The sequence below is a fragment of the Nocardioides immobilis genome (assembly GCF_003515065.1).
GTDB classification, from domain to species: Bacteria; Actinomycetota; Actinomycetes; order Propionibacteriales; family Nocardioidaceae; genus Nocardioides; species Nocardioides immobilis.
Map to the genome: position 1 here is coordinate 53,396 of NZ_QXGH01000036.1, position 16,034 is coordinate 69,429.

15 protein-coding genes are annotated in these 16,034 nt (G+C 68.6%); 6 read left to right on the forward strand and 9 right to left on the reverse strand.

The genetic code is table 11. From position 1 onward, the window contains the following. Positions 1-3 precede the first annotated feature (3 nt). Positions 4-1,548 (reverse strand): ABC transporter substrate-binding protein, encoded by a 1,545-nt coding sequence (locus D0Z08_RS26420; protein WP_118928282.1) that lies wholly within the window; start codon positions 1,546-1,548, stop codon positions 4-6. A gap of 70 nt (positions 1,549-1,618) precedes the next feature. Here D0Z08_RS26420 and D0Z08_RS26425 point away from each other — a divergent pair, with 70 nt between their 5' ends. Then, positions 1,619-2,362, forward strand: a complete 744-nt coding sequence (locus D0Z08_RS26425) for a TetR/AcrR family transcriptional regulator (RefSeq protein ID WP_118928283.1) — start codon at positions 1,619-1,621, stop codon at positions 2,360-2,362. Positions 2,363-2,408: 46 nt separating this feature from the next. Here D0Z08_RS26425 and D0Z08_RS26430 read toward each other — a convergent pair whose 3' ends face one another. The 6 genes from D0Z08_RS26430 to D0Z08_RS26455 all read right to left on the reverse strand — a co-directional run bounded on the left by D0Z08_RS26430 (position 2,409) and on the right by D0Z08_RS26455 (position 8,125). Beyond that, entirely contained in the window at positions 2,409-3,101 is a 693-nt protein-coding gene (locus D0Z08_RS26430) for a GTP pyrophosphokinase (protein ID WP_118928284.1), read from the reverse strand. Continuing rightward, on the reverse strand, positions 3,098-4,510 hold the full coding sequence (locus D0Z08_RS26435) for a sensor histidine kinase (protein WP_118928285.1): 1,413 nt from the start codon (positions 4,508-4,510) through the stop codon (positions 3,098-3,100). The genes D0Z08_RS26430 and D0Z08_RS26435 overlap by 4 nt, the downstream gene beginning before the upstream one ends. Beyond that, positions 4,510-5,229, reverse strand: a complete 720-nt coding sequence (locus D0Z08_RS26440) for a response regulator transcription factor (protein WP_118928286.1) — start codon at positions 5,227-5,229, stop codon at positions 4,510-4,512. Before D0Z08_RS26440 ends, D0Z08_RS26435 begins: the two co-directional genes overlap by 1 nt. A 102-nt stretch (positions 5,230-5,331) precedes the next feature. Continuing rightward, positions 5,332-6,159 (reverse strand): polyphosphate polymerase domain-containing protein, encoded by an 828-nt coding sequence (locus D0Z08_RS26445; RefSeq protein WP_118928287.1) that lies wholly within the window; start codon positions 6,157-6,159, stop codon positions 5,332-5,334. Next, complete coding sequence (locus D0Z08_RS26450; protein ID WP_220454358.1) at positions 6,156-6,752, reverse strand: DUF4956 domain-containing protein; 597 nt, start codon at positions 6,750-6,752, stop codon at positions 6,156-6,158. The genes D0Z08_RS26445 and D0Z08_RS26450 overlap by 4 nt, the downstream gene beginning before the upstream one ends. Then, the gene (locus tag D0Z08_RS26455) at positions 6,749-8,125 is read right to left on the reverse strand and encodes a CotH kinase family protein (RefSeq protein WP_182481505.1); all 1,377 of its coding nucleotides are present in this window, start codon (positions 8,123-8,125) and stop codon (positions 6,749-6,751) included. The genes D0Z08_RS26450 and D0Z08_RS26455 overlap by 4 nt, the downstream gene beginning before the upstream one ends. Before the next feature lie 401 nt (positions 8,126-8,526). On the opposite strand from D0Z08_RS26455, the gene D0Z08_RS26460 reads away from it, so the two are divergent. The 3 genes from D0Z08_RS26460 to D0Z08_RS26470 all read left to right on the forward strand — a co-directional run bounded on the left by D0Z08_RS26460 (position 8,527) and on the right by D0Z08_RS26470 (position 13,104). After that, a complete protein-coding gene (locus tag D0Z08_RS26460; RefSeq protein ID WP_118928289.1) occupies positions 8,527-8,787 on the forward strand; it encodes a hypothetical protein in 261 nt (86 codons plus the stop codon). A 279-nt stretch (positions 8,788-9,066) separates the two neighbouring features. Next, positions 9,067-12,681, forward strand: coding sequence for a MobF family relaxase (mobF, locus tag D0Z08_RS33505; protein WP_118928290.1), 3,615 nt, complete (start codon positions 9,067-9,069; stop codon positions 12,679-12,681). 228 nt (positions 12,682-12,909) lie between these two features. After that, entirely contained in the window at positions 12,910-13,104 is a 195-nt protein-coding gene (locus tag D0Z08_RS26470) for a hypothetical protein (RefSeq protein WP_118928291.1), read from the forward strand. Positions 13,105-13,121: 17 nt separating this feature from the next. On the opposite strand, the gene D0Z08_RS26475 is transcribed toward D0Z08_RS26470, so the two are convergent. Next, positions 13,122-13,661 (reverse strand): helix-turn-helix domain-containing protein, encoded by a 540-nt coding sequence (locus D0Z08_RS26475; protein WP_182481506.1) that lies wholly within the window; start codon positions 13,659-13,661, stop codon positions 13,122-13,124. Positions 13,662-13,785: 124 nt separating this feature from the next. Here D0Z08_RS26475 and D0Z08_RS26480 point away from each other — a divergent pair, with 124 nt between their 5' ends. Continuing rightward, on the forward strand, positions 13,786-14,013 hold the full coding sequence (locus D0Z08_RS26480) for a helix-turn-helix transcriptional regulator (RefSeq protein WP_118928293.1): 228 nt from the start codon (positions 13,786-13,788) through the stop codon (positions 14,011-14,013). 6 nt (positions 14,014-14,019) lie between these two features. Here D0Z08_RS26480 and D0Z08_RS26485 read toward each other — a convergent pair whose 3' ends face one another. Continuing rightward, entirely contained in the window at positions 14,020-15,291 is a 1,272-nt protein-coding gene (locus tag D0Z08_RS26485) for an ATP-binding protein (RefSeq protein ID WP_118928294.1), read from the reverse strand. A 269-nt stretch (positions 15,292-15,560) separates the two neighbouring features. On the opposite strand from D0Z08_RS26485, the gene D0Z08_RS26490 reads away from it, so the two are divergent. Continuing rightward, positions 15,561-16,028 carry an SRPBCC domain-containing protein gene (locus D0Z08_RS26490; protein ID WP_245994530.1) on the forward strand — a complete coding sequence of 156 codons (468 nt, stop codon included), beginning with the start codon at positions 15,561-15,563 and terminating at the stop codon, positions 16,026-16,028. The last annotated feature ends 6 nt before the right edge of the window (positions 16,029-16,034 follow it).

Consider the following 16,034-nt stretch of genomic DNA (forward strand, 5'->3'; position numbering starts at 1 on the left):
GACTCAACCCTGGGCGGGAGTGAGGTTGTACAGCGCCGGCGCACCTGCTCGCCTGGGCTCCACCACGTCGACCACGTCCGGGTTGTAACCGTGCAGCTGGCTGGTGAGCGCCGGCACCACGAACCACGACTGCTCGGCGGCATGCACTGCCAGTGCGCGGTAGATCTGCTCCTGCTCGTCACCCGTCGCAGTCACAGCTTCAGCGAGCATCGAGTCGACCGTCGGGTCCACGTGCCTGAGGGGGTTGAAGGTCGCCGTCGCAGTCATGGACGAGGATACGTCTGTGAAGGGAAGACCAGTCACACCTTGGAGCGTCACCGCAGCAGCCCACTTGCCGGACATGACCTCTTCGGGGAAGTCAGTCAAGTGGTCGTTCAGGCTGACGTCGATACCGACCTCGCGAAGGTATCCCGCAAGAGCCTGAGCCAGTCGGTCCCACTTGGGGTTGTTCAAGACCTCCAACTCGAAACCGTCCTCGTAGCCCGCATCAGCCAGCAGCTCCTTGGCCTTCTCGGGGTCGTACGGGTAGGTCGAGTCCAACTCCTCGGTGTAGCCGGCACTATCGGAGCTGAACGGCGTCGAGGCGTTGACCTCGCCGAATCCATCAAGAACCTCTTCAAAGATGGTCTCTCGATCGATCGCATAGTTCATCGCCTGGCGCACGCGAACATCGCCCAGCGGCTCGACAATCGTTCCCTCGAGGTCGAAGATCGTCAGTCCGAAGAACGCGCTCGGCGAACCCACAGCAGTCTCCCATCCACTGATCTCAGTGTCGGGCTGAACGATCTTGTAGTCGATCTGCCCGCTACGCGCCGCATTGTCCGCTGCCGTCGCATCGTTGAAGAGCGAGATCGTCAACTCCTCGAAACGGTCCCACTCCCCCGCGGCCCAGTAGTCGGGATTCTCGGTGAACACATACGTCTGGTTCGCCGTCGACTGCGACTCGTCGAACTCGTAGGGCCCGCTGCCCGCCGCGTCGAACGTCAGGCTCTCCGGGTCCTTGAGCGCTTCCGGGCTCACCATCCAGCCGGCCTGCTGGGAGAATCCGTAGGGAAGGTCGGGACTCGGAACCGTGAGGTTGAACTGAACAGTCGACTCATCGACCGCCTCGACGCTTTCGATGATGCTCAGGAAACCGAGTGCGGCGAAGTTCGACGGGGTGGCGGTCTTGCCGTACTCGATGTTCGCGACGACGGCCTCGGCGTTGAATGACGCACCGTCGGTGAAGGTGACATCGTCACGCAACTCCATCACGAGCGTCTGCGGGTCCGTGTACTCCCACGAGGTGGCCAACCAGGGGACAGGGTTACCTTCGGCGTCGAGGTGGGTCAGCGTGTCGTAGGTCGCCTGTGCGACGTACTGACTGATCTGCGCCTTCCACGGGTCCATCGTGTTGCCCGTCGGCTCGGCCGCCAGCGTGAATGAGGCGCCGTCGCCACCGCTGCCATCCCCCTCACCCACGCCACACGAAGAGCTGGCGGACACCACGATCAACGCGATGGTTGCCGAGACGATCGCCCTTCTCCTGGGAAGGAACAACGAACGCATGACGCCTCCTGGACGGTCAAACCACTAACGAGAGTTGAGAATGTGAACTACTGAATGACATCGTTCGGGTGTGACGTACGTCAACCCGCTGAACATCGCCGGACCGGATGGAATCCATACCGGATCGGCTCCAGACGACGTCCGCGGAGTCCGGCCGCCGCGACAACGGCGCAGCAAGGAGTCGCTCGACCGGGTCCTTGCTGCGGGCGTGCAGGTGTTGGTGGATGGCGGCTACGCCGCGTTCACGATCAACGAGGTCGCCCGGCGTGCAGGGGCAAGCTCGGGCCTGATCTATGCCAGGTTCGAGCACAAGGCGGCCCTCTTCGAGGCCGTCATGGTGCACGAACTGACCCGCATGGTCGACCACGAGAACGCGGCCATCGAGGATCTCGCCGAGCGCCACCTCCCGACCGCTGACCTGATCGAGGGGATCGTGCGCCTGTTCGCCGACATCGCCCGTCGCGAGGCTCCGCTTACCCATGTCTTCATGGAGCGCACAACGGTGGAGCCGAGCCTGACCACTCACGTCAAGGAACTGCGCACGGCACCTCTGCGCATTGCAGAACTGCTGGTACAGCGAGCAGACGATCTGCGCCACACAGACTCACGCAGAGCCGCGGACATGGCGTTCTGGATCATCACCTCAGCCCTTGAGCGTCGCGTGCACACCGACATGTGGCGACACTGGGAGTCGGAGTCGGAGACAGGGACGGGGCCGGACAAGGGTTGGGACCTGTTCGTAACAGACCTCGTCGACGTCGTTCATGCGTTCCTGCTCGCGGACGACCCGTCCTCGAGATCTCGGGGCACGTAGGCGCCGCGACACGCTGACGGCACGGCTGTCGCTCCTAGGTGTGGCCTCAGGCGGGCGGTTGGTCGAGGTCGCGCACCTCGGCGCGCAGCTGGGTCATCCGGGCGTCGAGGTCCGCAGCGATGCGGGCCGCGTCGGTGAGCTCCTCGAGCAGGCCGTGCGGCACGGTGGCGTCGTACTTGTAGTAGATGGAGTGTTCGACGCTGGCCCAGAAGTCCATGGCGATGGTGCGGATCTGGAGCTCGACGGGGACGTTCTCGGTGCGGTCCGAGAGGAACACCGGGACCTCGATCGTCAGGTGCAGGCTGCGGTAGCCGTTGGGCTTCGGGGTGGCGATGTAGTCCTCGACCTCGAGGACGGTGACGTCCGACTGGCGGGTCAGCATGTCCTTGATCCAGTAGACGTCGGACACGAACGGGCAGACGACCCGGACGCCGGCGATGTCCAGGACGCTCTCGGCGATGGCGTCCAGCGACCCGTCGGCGCCGCGCTTGGCGGCCTTCGCGAACAGGCTGTCGGGTGACTTGAGCCGGCTCCGGACGTGCTCGATCGGGCTGTGGTCGTACGCCTCCTCGAACTCCTCGCGCAGGATCGCGATCTTGGTGGTGACCTCGTCGATCGCGAACTTGTACCGCATCCGGAAGCGGTTGAGTCGCCGATGCACCTGCCGCAGCTCGTGGCCCTGGCCGTCGAGGAACGCCACCTCGCCCGGCTGGGCGAGCTCAGGCTCCGGGGCGGTCATGACGTGCTCACCGCCAGGGGGAGGCTGACGGTGAACGTGGTGCCGGAGCCGGGGCTGCTGGTGCAGGTGACGGTGCCGCCGTGGGCCTCGGTGAGCGACTTCACGATCGCCAGCCCGAGTCCCGAACCGCCGTGGTCGCGGGTGCGGGAGGGGTCGGCGCGGTAGAAGCGGTCGAAGACCTTCGCCTGTACGTCGGACGGCATGCCGGGGCCGGAGTCGTGCACGGAGAGGTCGACGTGGCGGTCGCGGGCGCGGACGGCGACCTCGATCGGTGAGGTGGCCGGGGTGTGGGCCAACGCGTTGGTGAGGAGGTTGGCGAGGATCTGGCGCAGGCGGGACTGGTCGCCGATGACGACGGGTGGGCTCGCGCCCGGCTGGGCGTCGACGGAGATCTGTCGTTCGGGCTGCAGCGCCTGGGTGTCGATGACCGCGTCGGTGGCGAGGCTGAGCAGGTCGACCGGGGTTCGCTCGAGGGGCCGGGACTGGTCGAGATGGGCGAGCAGCAGCATGTCGTCGACCAGGTCGCCCATCCGCTTCGACTCCGACTCGATGCGGGCCATGATCGTGTCGAGGTCGTCGCTGATCCCGGTGCGCCACATCTCGGCGTGGCCGCGGACGGCGGCGACCGGCGTACGGAGCTCGTGGCTGGCGTCGGAGATGAAGCGTCGGAGCCGGGTCTCGGAGGTGGTGCTGGCGGAGAAGGCGCGCTCGATCTGGGCGAGCATCCCGTTGAGCGCGTGGGCGAGGCGCCCCACCTCGGTGCCGCGCCGGTAGTGCGGGACGCGCTCGGTCAGGTCGCCGGCGGCGATCCGTTCGGCCGTGTCCTCGATCCGTTCGAGTGGCTGGAGCCCGATCCGGGCGATGACCCACGCAGCGGCCGCGGTGAAGAGCAGCACGAGGGCGCTGACCAGCAGCGACAGCCGGGTCAGCCGGGCGACCGTGGCATCGGCGTCGGCGAGCGAGACCGCCAGGACCACCGTCTGGCCGGTGTCATCGTCGGAGGTCGCCCGGGCCCGCCACCGGCTGTTCCCGTCGACCGAAGGCACCGTGACGACCTCGTCGGTGCCGACGAGGTCGGCCTCGTCGAGCTCCGGCGCCGCGTCACCCAGGTCGGGGCCGAGCGAGCAGACCACGTCGCCCTCGCTGTCGAGCACCAGCAGGACGAAGTCGCTGCGCAGACCTCGGGGGTCGCGGGGGTTGGCGCACAGGTTCCGCGGAGCACCGGGCAGTGGGTTCTCCGCCGCATCGGGGGCGATGGAGCTGACCTGGTCGTTGACCCGGTCGAGGAGGTAGGACCGCAGGAGGAAGATGCCGGACGCGTTGGCGACGGCGAGCCCCGCCGAGACGAGCAGGACCATCCCCAGGACGAGCCGGCCGCGGATGGACAGTCCCAGGGACGGGATCCTCATCAGGCGGCCTGGACCTTCAGCACGTAGCCGACGCCCCGGATGGTGTGGATGAGGGGCGGTTCGATGATGTCGACCTTGCGGCGCAGGTAGCTGATGTAGGACTCGACGACGCCGGAGTTGCCGTTGAAGTCGTAGTGCCAGACATGGTCGAGGATCTGGGCGCGGCTCATCACCAGCTCGGCGTTGCGCATGAGGAACCGGAGCAGGGCGAACTCGGTCGGGGACAGGGTGACGAGCTTGCCGGCGCGGTGGACCTCGTGGCGGGCCTCGTCGAGCTCGAGGTCGGCGTACGTGAGCCGGTTGGTCTCCTCGCGGGTCGCGGGTCGGGTACGGCGCAGCACCACCCCGACCCGGGCGACGACCTCCTCCAGCGAGAACGGCTTGGTGATGTAGTCGTCGCCGCCGAGGGTCAGTCCCGCGAGCCGGTCCTCCAGGGCGTCACGTGCGGTCACGAACACGGCCGCCATGTCCGGGTGCACCTTCCGGAGCCGGCGCAGCAGGTCGACGCCGTCGGTGTCGGGCAGCATCACGTCGAGGAGCGCGAGGTCGATCTTCACCTTGTCCGCGTGCGCGACCGCCTCGGTCCCGGTGCTCGCGCGCAGGACCTCGTAGCCGACGAACGCCAGGCTCATCGCCAGCATGTCCTGGATCGCGGGCTCGTCCTCGACGACCAGCAGTCGGGTGCCCGGCACCACGGAGTCGGGGGTGATCGTTGCCATGCGCTGAGCATGGCCGGTGTCACTGACCCGAGGCTGGGAGGTTCCTGGCAGTTGTCTGTGAACACGGGGTCCGAGCCGCTCCCGGGCCCGGGGTCGCGCTCATCAGCTGCCAGGGCGGGCGATGCGCGGAATCGTCAGGTGCCGCTGCATGGCGCGGTGCCACTTGAGCCTGGGCAGCTCGGGGTGGAGGGCCGCCATCCCGACTCCGAACTTGGAGATCCGGCCGGGTCGGTGTCCGTGGGACCAGAGCAGCCGGTCGAGCTCGGAGGGGGTCGACCCGGTCTTAGTCTCGACGATCGCGACGTCGGGGCACGCCAGCTCGCTCCGTCGCTGGTCACCGACGGCACGCCACCTGACACCGACATCGATGGTGGCCCTGCTGCGCGAACCGGGGAGGTGCAACGTTGTACGACGGTAGGCGCTCACCAGGACGGGCCGGAGCTGGTCGCTGCGCACGCCGCTCAACCCGGCACCGGCGAGGGCCTCGTCGACGAACCGGTGGCCCTCGTCGGTGAGCGGCCGGAGATCGGCGTCCGGGTGCGGGATCCGCTCCTTCACGGTCACCCCCCGTGGCCCTCGGGTCTTGACCTCGAGCCAACACGATCCCGTGTCCAGGTACCTGCGGGTGCGCACCTTGAAGCGGCGGCGGCGGCCCTGCCCGGCCAGCAGGAAGCTCAGCTGGTCGTCGGTGTCGAGGTACGTCGAGCTGTACCCGAAGCACCGTCGACCCTCGATCTCGAGGACCCGCGTGGACGAAGGCACCGCTGCGACGAGGGGAGCGACCGCGGCGATCGGCAGGACGTACTTGCGGTCCACCCGCTGCAGCAGGGACGCCTCCTCGACCAGCTCGGCCAGGGAGATCGGCGGCAGCTCCTCCCACGCTGCGTCCAGGCCCGGACCTCCGGCGCCGGCGACATCGAGCGCCGTCATCGCGCGCCTCCGGCCCGACGTACGGCGGACCGGGCGATGCCTTTGCTATCGGTGGTCGCGCGGCGGCGCACCCGGACCAGCGTGACGTCGTTGACCAGGTCGGTGCGTTGCACGTCGAAGGAGACGACCGAGTCTCCCAGCAGGTCCTCGAGGCGTTGTGCGAGCAGCCCGTCGTCGGTGACCGCGGAGTCCAGGACGATGTCCTGCACGGTGGTGGTCCGCGCCAGCAGGGGGTGGTCGCCGATCCACACCGCGACGAGCACCGCGCCCATCAGGGCCAGGTGGACCGGTTCGAGGACCGACGACAGGCCGCCCAGCAGACCGAGTGCGATCGCCGCGAAGTAGTAGGCGATCTCGCGCTGCGCGAGCTCCTCCGAACGCAGCCGGATGATCGACAGCACGCCGAAGAGACCCAGACCGAGACCGGCGCCGACGGAGCCGCCGGCGAGCGCCACGGTGACGGCGAGGACACCAACGTTGACGACGAGGAAGGCGACGACGAGCTCGCGCCGACCGCCCCGGCGCAGGAAGATCCCGAAGACGAGGACGACGATCGCCACGGCGTCCGCGGCGAGCATGGCGTACTGGCTCATGAGTTGCGCCCCTTGTCGTCCGCGTCGTCGTCGGTGTCGCCCGGAGCGCTGGACTGTGCGCTGCCGGGATCCTCAAGAGCTGCCTCGATGTCGGCGGCCTCGGCGTCGAGGGTCTCGGCGTCGATGAGGTCGCCGGCCTGATCGCTGAGCACCGCCACCCACTCGTCGAGCACCTCCTGTGCGGCCCCGCTGGTGAACAGTTGCTCTTCGAGATCGGCCAACGCCTGCTCGTAGCGGGCGTTGAAGTCCTCGTCGGCCTTGAACCGCTCGACCAGGATGTTCGACCCACCGAACCGACCGGGCGCGCCGTCCCGGTCGCCGTGACGCTCGAAGCCCTCGGGGACCTCGCCCGGATCGAAGCCCTCCGGCAGCTCCATGCCCTCGGGCGGCTCGAACCCTTCGGGCCGCTCCATGCCCTCCGGCGGCTCGAAGCCCTCCGGCATCTCCCCGTCACGACCCGGACCGCCACCCATCATCCCGAAGCCACCGAAGGCCAGGTTGTGATCCCACGCGACCACCGTGAACGAGCCCGACTCCTCGTCGTACCGCAGGTAGGAGTTGTTGCCGGGACCGTCGATGTCGTCGGTGTTGCCGATCAGGTCCTCGAACGCGAGGTAGGTGGCGAACGCCTCCACGTCCAGGTGGTCGCCGAGCTCGTCCGCGAAGGTCGCGTCGTCGGAGTTGTTGATGAAGTCGAGGAACTCGATCAGCGGCTCGAGGTTCTCCTCGTCGGAGTCCGTCTCTTGGTCGAAGACGTCCTCGTACGCCGAGGGGTCGTCGCCGCGGTAGGAGTAGTCGCCGCCCGACTCCGCCTTGTACAAGACGCCCTCGGTGTCGAAGTTCTCCTCGTCCCAGTCCCCGTCGAGGTTCTGTACCACCAGGCGGAGCTTCTCCTCGCCGCCGTTGACCGAGAACCGGGATGCGACGGCGTGTTCGGAGGCGAGCCCGGCCTGCTCGAGCAGGTCCAGGGCGACCGCCTCGTTCAGGGCGCTCTCGGTGGTGTTCGAGCGCACCACGAACTCGGAGTAGCCGTCCAGGTCCTGCCCGTCGACGTACTTGCCGAGGTCGATGAGCCAGGGCAGATCGGTGGGCTCGGCGTCGGAGCTCACCGACATCAGCGACGAGTTCCCCTTCAGCCGGAGACCGACGTCCTCGAACGTCTCACCGTCGATGGTCACCGTGGCGGTGATCCATTCCTTCTCGCCGGTGTCCTCGTAGGCGGCGATCATCTGGTCGAAGTCGTCATCCTCGATCTCGAGGGCGAACGTGTGCACGATCGAGGCGTCATAGACGCTGCCGCTGGTGCTCGCACCTGCGGACCTCGACGTCTCGTCGGTGGCGGCATCACCCCCTGACGAGCATCCGGTCAACATCAGTGTCGTGGCGACGGCTGTGGCGAGCGATGCGCGCGTTCGAGTAGTGCGGGGTCGTGATCTCATGCCAACAGACCTTCGCGCGCATGACTGTGAACATCATGTGACGCGGCAGTGGCCATGCTGGGAACAGAAGATGACTGACGTTGGCTGTTGCCCCAACGCCCTCCGCGAGCTTCGGAGGTGCTACGCCGGCCCAGCCCGGTTGCCGCGCGCTCTGCCGCGAACCCAGCGCGACCCATTCGATCCCGGAGGTGACCTTTCCCGTCTGGACTCGCAGGTCGGACCGGGGCATGGGCAGTAGGCCGAGCAACCGTTCGTCAGACCGTCGCCGACGTCGAGTACGCACCGCCGGCGGGGTCGACTCATACAACCACCGACGCCTGCACAGCACCCTCGGCATGGCAACCCCAGCCGAGTTCGAGGGCGTCACCGTCCGGGGGATGTCGACCGATGACATACGGGTCGAGGATGCACCCGTTGAGGTCGTTGAGTACGCCGACGCCCGGGGCCTGCAGATCCGGATCTGCGCCACCGACACACCCATCCAACTGCTGCGGGTCGTCGAGGCGGCCGAGGACGTCATCGACGACCCCGCGCGGCTCGGCGACTGGCAGGACACGACCGGTGGCCGCTGGCGAGGCCTCGCATTGCGCGCCTGACGCCAAGAGGAGCCAGCGCCCAGCGGCGGTATGGATCGGGGAAACCAGGCGGCTTCATCCGCACGCTCTGACCGAGCTTCCCTGCCCCGCTTCCTTCCCGAATCACTGGACACCGTCGACTGTCACTGATTGGTCAACTTTCTACCCCGCCGCCCCCTGACACCCCGCTCACACACCCTTCAAACCTTCGGCACGCATGCTACGAAGGTTCGTAGATGGGCCGCCCTCCTCGGGTGGCCCACGAGTCATTTTCGGGCGACTTGTTGGACGTGATTGGTCATGCATGGTGGTGTCAAGATCTACAACCGATCACCCGCCGCTGCGCGCGCGTACGTCGAGGCCGACCGGTCCCGGGTCGATGACTACTACCTCACCGAGGGCACCGGTATCGCGCGCCGGTTCGGCGCCACGCCCGACGGCGAGGGTGTGATCGATCTTGGGGTGCTGGACGGCGAAGGGTACGAACAGTGGGTCGCCGGCTTCGACCCGGTGTCCGGGCAGGCGCGGGATCGACGCCGCGAGAACGGCAACCCGGTCCGGTTCGCCGAGATCACGGTCAACGGACCAAAGACCTGGTCCCTGGCGGCGGCACTGAACCCGGAGGTCTCGGCGGCCTACGACGCCGCGCAGGACCGGGCCGCCGAGCAGGTCATCGGCTGGGTGGCCGAGCACGCCACCACCCGGGCCGGGCAACGCGACCGTCAGGTCCAGGTCCCGGTCGAGCGGCTCGAGGCGGTCACCGTGCGGCACTACACCTCGCGTGCCGGGGATCCGCACCGCCACCTTCACCTCCAGGTCAACGCGCGGGTGTTCGCCGTCGGACAGTGGCGGGGCCTGCACACGGTCGGGTTCCGCGACAACATCGAGGCCCTCAACGGCATCGGCCACGCGGCGGTCATGTGTGACCCCGACTTCCGCGCGACTCTGGCCGGTGCCGGGTTCACTCTCGATCCGGCCACCTGCGAGATCGTCGAGCTGGCGCCCTACGTCGGGGCGTTCAGCGAGCGGGCCGCGCAGATCGGCCGGAACATCGACCGTTACGAGGCCGAATGGCGCTCCGCGAACCCCTGCCAGGAGCCCGGCCCGACGGTCCGGCGATCCTGGGACCGACGGGCATGGAAGGACGCCCGCCCCGACAAGATCGCACCCAAGGACGGCGCCGAGTTGGTCGCGGCGTGGAACCAGCAGTTGGCCGACCTCGGCTACCAGGACCCCACGCCGCAGTTCGGGCTGCCGATCATCGTCGGCGCCCCGCAGGTCGGTGAGTTCGACCGCGACGCCGCCGCCGAGACCATCCTCGTCCGTCTCGGTGCCCGACGGTCGGCCTGGAACGCCGCCGACATCCGCGGCCAGGCCGAGAAGGCGATCGCGGCGGCCGGGCTGGTCCTCGACCCAGGTGTGCGGATCGAGCTGGCCGAGGACCTCACCGCCCGCGCCCTCGGCGCCTCTGTTCCGCTCCTGCGCCACCCGGGTGTGCCCGAGCACATCCGGTCGCTGTCCTCACGCCACGTGCTGGATGTCGAGGCCGACATCGTGACCCGGCTCGCCGACCGCGCCAGCATCCCCTCAACCCCGGCGGTGCTGTCCCCCGCCACCGGGACAGGGCTGGATGAGCACCAACGCACCGCAGTCGAGGTTCTAGCCGGGGACGCGGAGCTAGTGGTCATCGAGGGCGCGGCCGGAGCAGGGAAGACCACCACCCTCGCCGCCACCCAGACCCTGCTCGATAAGCAGGGCCGGCGGCTGCTCGTGGTCACCCCGACCCGGAAAGCAGCCCAGGTCGCAGCCCGCGAGGTCGGCACCGCGGGCTCGGTCGCCTGGCTGGTCCACCAACACGGCTACCGGTGGGACACCGACGGCCGTTGGACCCGCGTCCCCGCTGAGCCAGCGTCCGAGGCGATGCTCGGGCGTGGTGACCTGCTGCTGGTCGACGAGGCCGGGATGCTCGACCAGGACACCGCCCGCGCGCTCCTCACGGTCGCCGACGAGATAGGCGCCCGCCTCGCCCTCGTGGGTGACCGGCATCAACTCCCCGCCGTCGGCCGCGGTGGCGTCCTCGACCTCGCCGCACGTTGGGTCCCACACCAAGCGCACGTCGACCTCGACATCGCTCACCGGTTCGCCGACCCCGAGTACGCCGCCATCAGCCTCGCCCTGCGCACCGGCTCCCCCACCTACACCCTCCCACCGCCAGCCCCATGCCAAGCAGACGGTGAGCCGGTTGGTGAGCGAGATGGTGAGCCGACCCGGCAGGTGTGGGCAGCGTTGTGGCGCCGCGGCCAGGTCCGGATCTACCCCAGCGAGGCCGAACGCACCCAGGCGCTGGCCCAGCTTGCCGCCGACAGCATCCTGAGCCGAGATCGGCGCGCGCGCCAGATGTTGATGCTGGCCGACACCCGCGAACAGACCACCGCACTCAATGGCGCGATCCGCGACCGGCTCGTCGCCGCCGGCCGTGTCGACGACACCCACGCGGTCGCCACCGACGCCGGGGAACGGCTCGGGGTCGGGGACCGGGTCGCTACCCGCCGCAACGACCGCGACCTCGGCGTGACGAACCGCGACACCTGGACCATCACCGCCATCGGCCACGACGGCAGCCTCGCCCTACGCGGCCGAAAGGCCACCGACCTGCGCACCCTTCCCGCGACCTACGCCCGCAAGCACACCGAGCTCTCCTACGCCACCACCGTCTACGGCGCCCAAGGCGAAACCACCCGCACCGGACACCTCGCGTTGGGCGAGCACACCTCCGCTGCTTCCGCCTACGTCGCGATGACCCGCGGCCGGCACGACAACATCGCCCACCTCGTCGCCGAAGACGAAGCCAACGCACGGCGCCAATGGGAGCAGGCGTTCGCCCGCGACCGGGCCGACCTCGGCCCCACGATTGCTGCCGCACAAGCTGCTGAGGACGTCGAGCGCTACGGCACCCAGCAGCCCACCCGACCCCTCGACCAGGTGCTCGGCGCCCTGTGGGCAGCGTGGACCCGACAGGCCGACCTCCACGAACAACACCAGCGTCTGGCCGGCGAACGCCACACCCTCGAACAGATTGCCGCGATCCACGCCCGCTACACACCAAGCCGCGACCGACTCAGGGGCGACGAAATCCACGCAAGGCGCAACTGGCTTCAGGCGTGCCAACGGGTCGTCGACCTCGATGCCGCACTGAAGGCCGAGACCGCAAACCTGCAGGCGCGGGTCTGGGCTGCGTGGCGCCAGGAGCTCTCCGAGGCGCAGCGAGCCGGCGAGGTCGTCCGGGAGGGCGCTGGACGACTGGGCCAGCACCGGCGCCAGGTCCGCGACGCCTCCACCGAGCTGACCGCCTTCGCCCAACGCTGGCACCCCGCTCTCCCCGACCTGCCCACCGACCCCGCGGAACTCGCAGACCAGTTGATGTGGCTGCACTGGCGCCGCCTCGAAGACGCGATCAACACCTACGTCGCCCGCCAGATAGCCGCCGCCCATCCAGACGCCGACCAGATCCGCGACGCCGAGCGCAACGCCCAGGCCGCCTACGACAGTGCCGAACGCTCGCGCACCCAACTCGAGGAGTCGATGTACGCCGACCTACGCCCCTACCGCCAGGCAGCACATACCCGCGACGCCGCCAGTCGGCTCGCAGCTGTCGCCGACGACCTGGCAGGGGTTGAACGCGAGCTGCGCACCGTCTCAACCCGCGTCGAAGCCCTCGCGAGTGAACCGTGCCTCCGGACGCTTCCGGACGGAGGATTCGACGTCGAACACGACCGGTGGGCCGCCGACCGCATCGCCCGACAGCAAGCCGCCGCCCGGGAAGCCAACGAACACCGACAGCGCCTGGAGAAGGCACAGCGGATCGAACCGCCTCCTCCGAGCACGCCCGACCGCGGGTGGGGCATCGGTCGCTGAGCCAACTGCACCCACAAACGTCTGCAAGCGATGTCCGATCCGCTCCGCAAGCTGTTGCCTTTCAAGTCATGGACAACCGCACAGGCGGCATGACTTTGGTGGGCGCCGGTGATCGCCAGGTGAGCCGTCACGCCCTTAGGTCAACAACAGGCACTGTCCATTCGGCACCGCCGCCGCGCTTGAAGGTTCACCCATAACCAGCAACCCATAACCAGCAAGGAGAAGCACATGAGCACCGCACCACACCGCGACGACGACAACAACCAGGACCGGAACCACGACGACGACGAGAGCGCCCGCATCGAGAACGCCGCCGCCCAGCTGCGGGTGCCGATCGCCACGATCCGGTACTGGCGAACCCACCGCAGGTTGTGGCGGGCCGAACGGCGACGCCCACCCGGCTCCGGGTCCAATGGGGCCTGATCGTGGACCGCGCGTTGTCAGGCGTTGTACTGGAACACGTCAAGGCCTCGGCCCGCCGAGGCCGCCGCGACCGCCGGTTCCCAGGCCGCCCGGACCTTCGCCGGCAGCACCAGCTCGGCCCAGGCATCGACCAGCAGGGCACCGTCGACCCAGCGCATGATCATGTGCTGGGTCCCCTCGACCAGCAGGTTCTCATACAGGCGCCGACGATCCGTCCTGTCCCGCAGATCCCACACGTCCTGGTCGGTATGGCCGACCACGTCCGGCATCCGCACCCGGTCGAAGCACCCCGGCACCTCGACCCGCCACAGCCGGTCCGGGTACCAGAACGCCTTCATCCCCGGCAGGAAGTCGACCTCCCACACCACGGTCGTCACCATGCCCAGGTCGGCGCCAGCGGCCTGCATCAGGCGCTCGGCGACATCGAGCATCGGGACCTTCCGACGCCGCTCGTACATCGACACCGCCGACTGCGTCGTCCCTGCCCGGCCCGCCAGCTCCGCCTGCGTCAGACCAGCCCCGCGCCGGGCCAGCTCGATGATCGTCGGTCGCTCCACACCTCCGATTATCGCCTATCAGCGATATTCCGCCACATCATTGGCAACCGCTGCGCACCTGCCTTTGAGGCAGGACGCACCTTCTTCCGCACGGCACCATCGAAACCCGAATAGGAGTCTCCTCATGACCGCGCAACCCACTAACCCGAGCCCGCGCCGCAACCCCGGTGACGAAATGCTCACTCTCCACGAGGCCTGCGCTTTCCTCCGGGTCCCCGAAGGCACCCTGCGCTATTGGCGCCACCTCGGCTGCGGACCCCGCAGCTTCAAGGTCGGCCGCCACGTCCGCTACTGGCGCACCGACCTCATCCTCTGGCTCACCGAGCAGACCGATCGCGCCGAGCGCCGCTGACTCGACCTACGGACCGAGCAACGCGAGCGGCACCACGGCGACGCCGTCGGGGCGCCGGAATGCGTGCTCACCGGTAGTGATGATGAGGCGGTCGGCCACCCTGTCGCCGATCTGCTCGTGCAACCAGTTGAGGTGACGTACATCCTTGTCCTCGACGGTCTGGCTGAGCTTGATCTCGATCGCGACGACTTGGCGGTCCTCACCTTCGAGAATCAGGTCGATTTCCCGGTCGGTCTGCTTGGTCCGGAGGTGTCCTACGCGAGCCGACGCGGTCGCCGCGTACGCCCGGATGCTCTGAGCGACGAGCGACTCGAACAGAGCGCCCAACCAAGTGCCCGTCGACGCTGCGACGCGGTCACCCGCACCTTGCAGCAGGCCGGTCTTGCCGACGCCGACCAGCCGAGCAGCCAGGGCCGGATCGACGAGATGGTGCTTAGGAGATTGGGTGAGTCGCTTGAGCGGATTGAACACGGGCACCCAGGCCTCGACCGGATCCAGCACGAAGATCCGACGGAGGTGCTCGCGGTAGTTGTCCGCGGTCACCCGGGAAGGCTTGTCGACGACTCCGGCAGTCGCGGCATCGAGGATCTTGGTGTACGCCGCATCGGTGGCGGTTGCGGCGGCGTACGCGGCAAGCCAGGCGCGGACCGCGGCGGGCCGGCGCACGTTGAACCCGTTCTCCGGCAGGTCGCGTTCGACGATGCGCGTGATGTAGCTGTCCAGCTGGATGTTCCTGGCCCGCTCCGGCAGGTCGCGGATGCCCGGGAAGCCCGACGCGAGGATCTCGTCGACGTAACCGCTCAGGCCGACGTCCGACCTGCCGCCGATCCTCGGCCGCGAACCGGCCACGAGCTCCGACAACGACACCGTGGGCTCGACGATGGCGCGTTCCGCGAACGACAGCGGGCGCATGGCCAGGCTGACGATCCGCCCCGCTCCCGAATGAATCCGCGCCTCCGGTGCGACTCCAGCGGAGCCCGCGAGGAGGAACTGGCCGCCTCGGGGGTCCGCGTCCACAGCGCGTCGCACGCGATCCCACACCGCCGGATAGAGCTGCCACTCATCGATGAAGGCGGGCGGGTCCACCCGCGCGACGTAGTCGAGATCTGCGGCGACGATCTCGCGCTGGGCCGGCACGTCCAGCGAGATCACGGTCGCGGCGCGCTGGAGCGCCGTCGCCGTCTTGCCGACCCCCTTGGCACCTTCGAGCGCGATCGCTGCGAGGTCCGGGAACAGGTCGTCCAGAAGTCGGTCGACAACGCGAGGCCGGTAGGACATGCCCCGAACTTAGCAGATGGACGCCATCGAACTATGCGTTTCGACGCCTCTGAACTATGCAGTTCGACGCAGCATGCGGGACGTCGTTCTCATCGATCCACCCACCAGACCGGGTACCAAAAGTCCGCGAAAAGTCCGCAGGATTCTCGACGGCGCCTATCATCAGCCAACGTCACCAAACGGGTAAGCCGAGGTCAGACCATGATTGCCAACACTGCCCATCGTGCACCAGCCACGCGGGTGCCCTTCACCAACTACCGGTGAGCGCCATGACGGACCCGCGGGCGTCGGTCGACATCGACGCACCGCTCGAGGTGGTCTGGCGAGTCATGCTCGACACCGAGGCGTACGGCGAGTGGAACCCGTTCGTCGTACGGATCGAGACGCCGCAGCCGGCCGCCGTCGGCAACCCGATCGTGCTCCATGTGCGGTGGGCCAACGGCAAGGGCACCCGCTCGCCCGAGCGGATCACCGCGATCGAGCCACCGGCCACGGCCGACGACGGTACGACGACAGCGCTCCTCTCCTACGTCTACGCCGGACTGCCGTCCAAGCTCGGCCTGGTACGCGGCACCCGGCACCAACGGCTGACCCAGGCACCCGGCGGCCCAACGTCGTACGACACCGTCGAGGAGTTCTCCGGCCCCCTGGTCCCCCTCGCCGGCCCCGGCCGGGTCGCCGACGGCTTCCGCCGCCACGCCGAAGCGCTCAAGGCGCGCGCCGAATCGCTGCGATAGTCCCTG

Bases quoted from the DNA above. Each gene is read 5' to 3' on its own strand.
- D0Z08_RS26420 (WP_118928282.1), bottom strand. From the start codon at position 1,548: ATGCGTTCGTTGTTCCTTCCCAGGAGAAGGGCGATCGTCTCGGCAACC.
- D0Z08_RS26430 (WP_118928284.1), bottom strand. From the start codon at position 3,101: ATGACCGCCCCGGAGCCTGAGCTCGCCCAGCCGGGCGAGGTGGCGTTC.
- D0Z08_RS26435 (WP_118928285.1), bottom strand. From the start codon at position 4,510: ATGAGGATCCCGTCCCTGGGACTGTCCATCCGCGGCCGGCTCGTCCTG.
- D0Z08_RS26440 (WP_118928286.1), bottom strand. From the start codon at position 5,229: ATGGCAACGATCACCCCCGACTCCGTGGTGCCGGGCACCCGACTGCTG.
- D0Z08_RS26445 (WP_118928287.1), bottom strand. From the start codon at position 6,159: ATGACGGCGCTCGATGTCGCCGGCGCCGGAGGTCCGGGCCTGGACGCA.
- D0Z08_RS26450 (WP_220454358.1), bottom strand. From the start codon at position 6,752: ATGAGCCAGTACGCCATGCTCGCCGCGGACGCCGTGGCGATCGTCGTC.
- D0Z08_RS26455 (WP_182481505.1), bottom strand. From the start codon at position 8,125: ATGTTGACCGGATGCTCGTCAGGGGGTGATGCCGCCACCGACGAGACG.
- D0Z08_RS26460 (WP_118928289.1), top strand. From the start codon at position 8,527: ATGGCAACCCCAGCCGAGTTCGAGGGCGTCACCGTCCGGGGGATGTCG.
- mobF (WP_118928290.1), top strand. From the start codon at position 9,067: ATGCATGGTGGTGTCAAGATCTACAACCGATCACCCGCCGCTGCGCGC.
- D0Z08_RS26470 (WP_118928291.1), top strand. From the start codon at position 12,910: ATGAGCACCGCACCACACCGCGACGACGACAACAACCAGGACCGGAAC.
- D0Z08_RS26480 (WP_118928293.1), top strand. From the start codon at position 13,786: ATGACCGCGCAACCCACTAACCCGAGCCCGCGCCGCAACCCCGGTGAC.
- D0Z08_RS26485 (WP_118928294.1), bottom strand. From the start codon at position 15,291: ATGTCCTACCGGCCTCGCGTTGTCGACCGACTTCTGGACGACCTGTTC.
- D0Z08_RS26490 (WP_245994530.1), top strand. From the start codon at position 15,561: ATGACGGACCCGCGGGCGTCGGTCGACATCGACGCACCGCTCGAGGTG.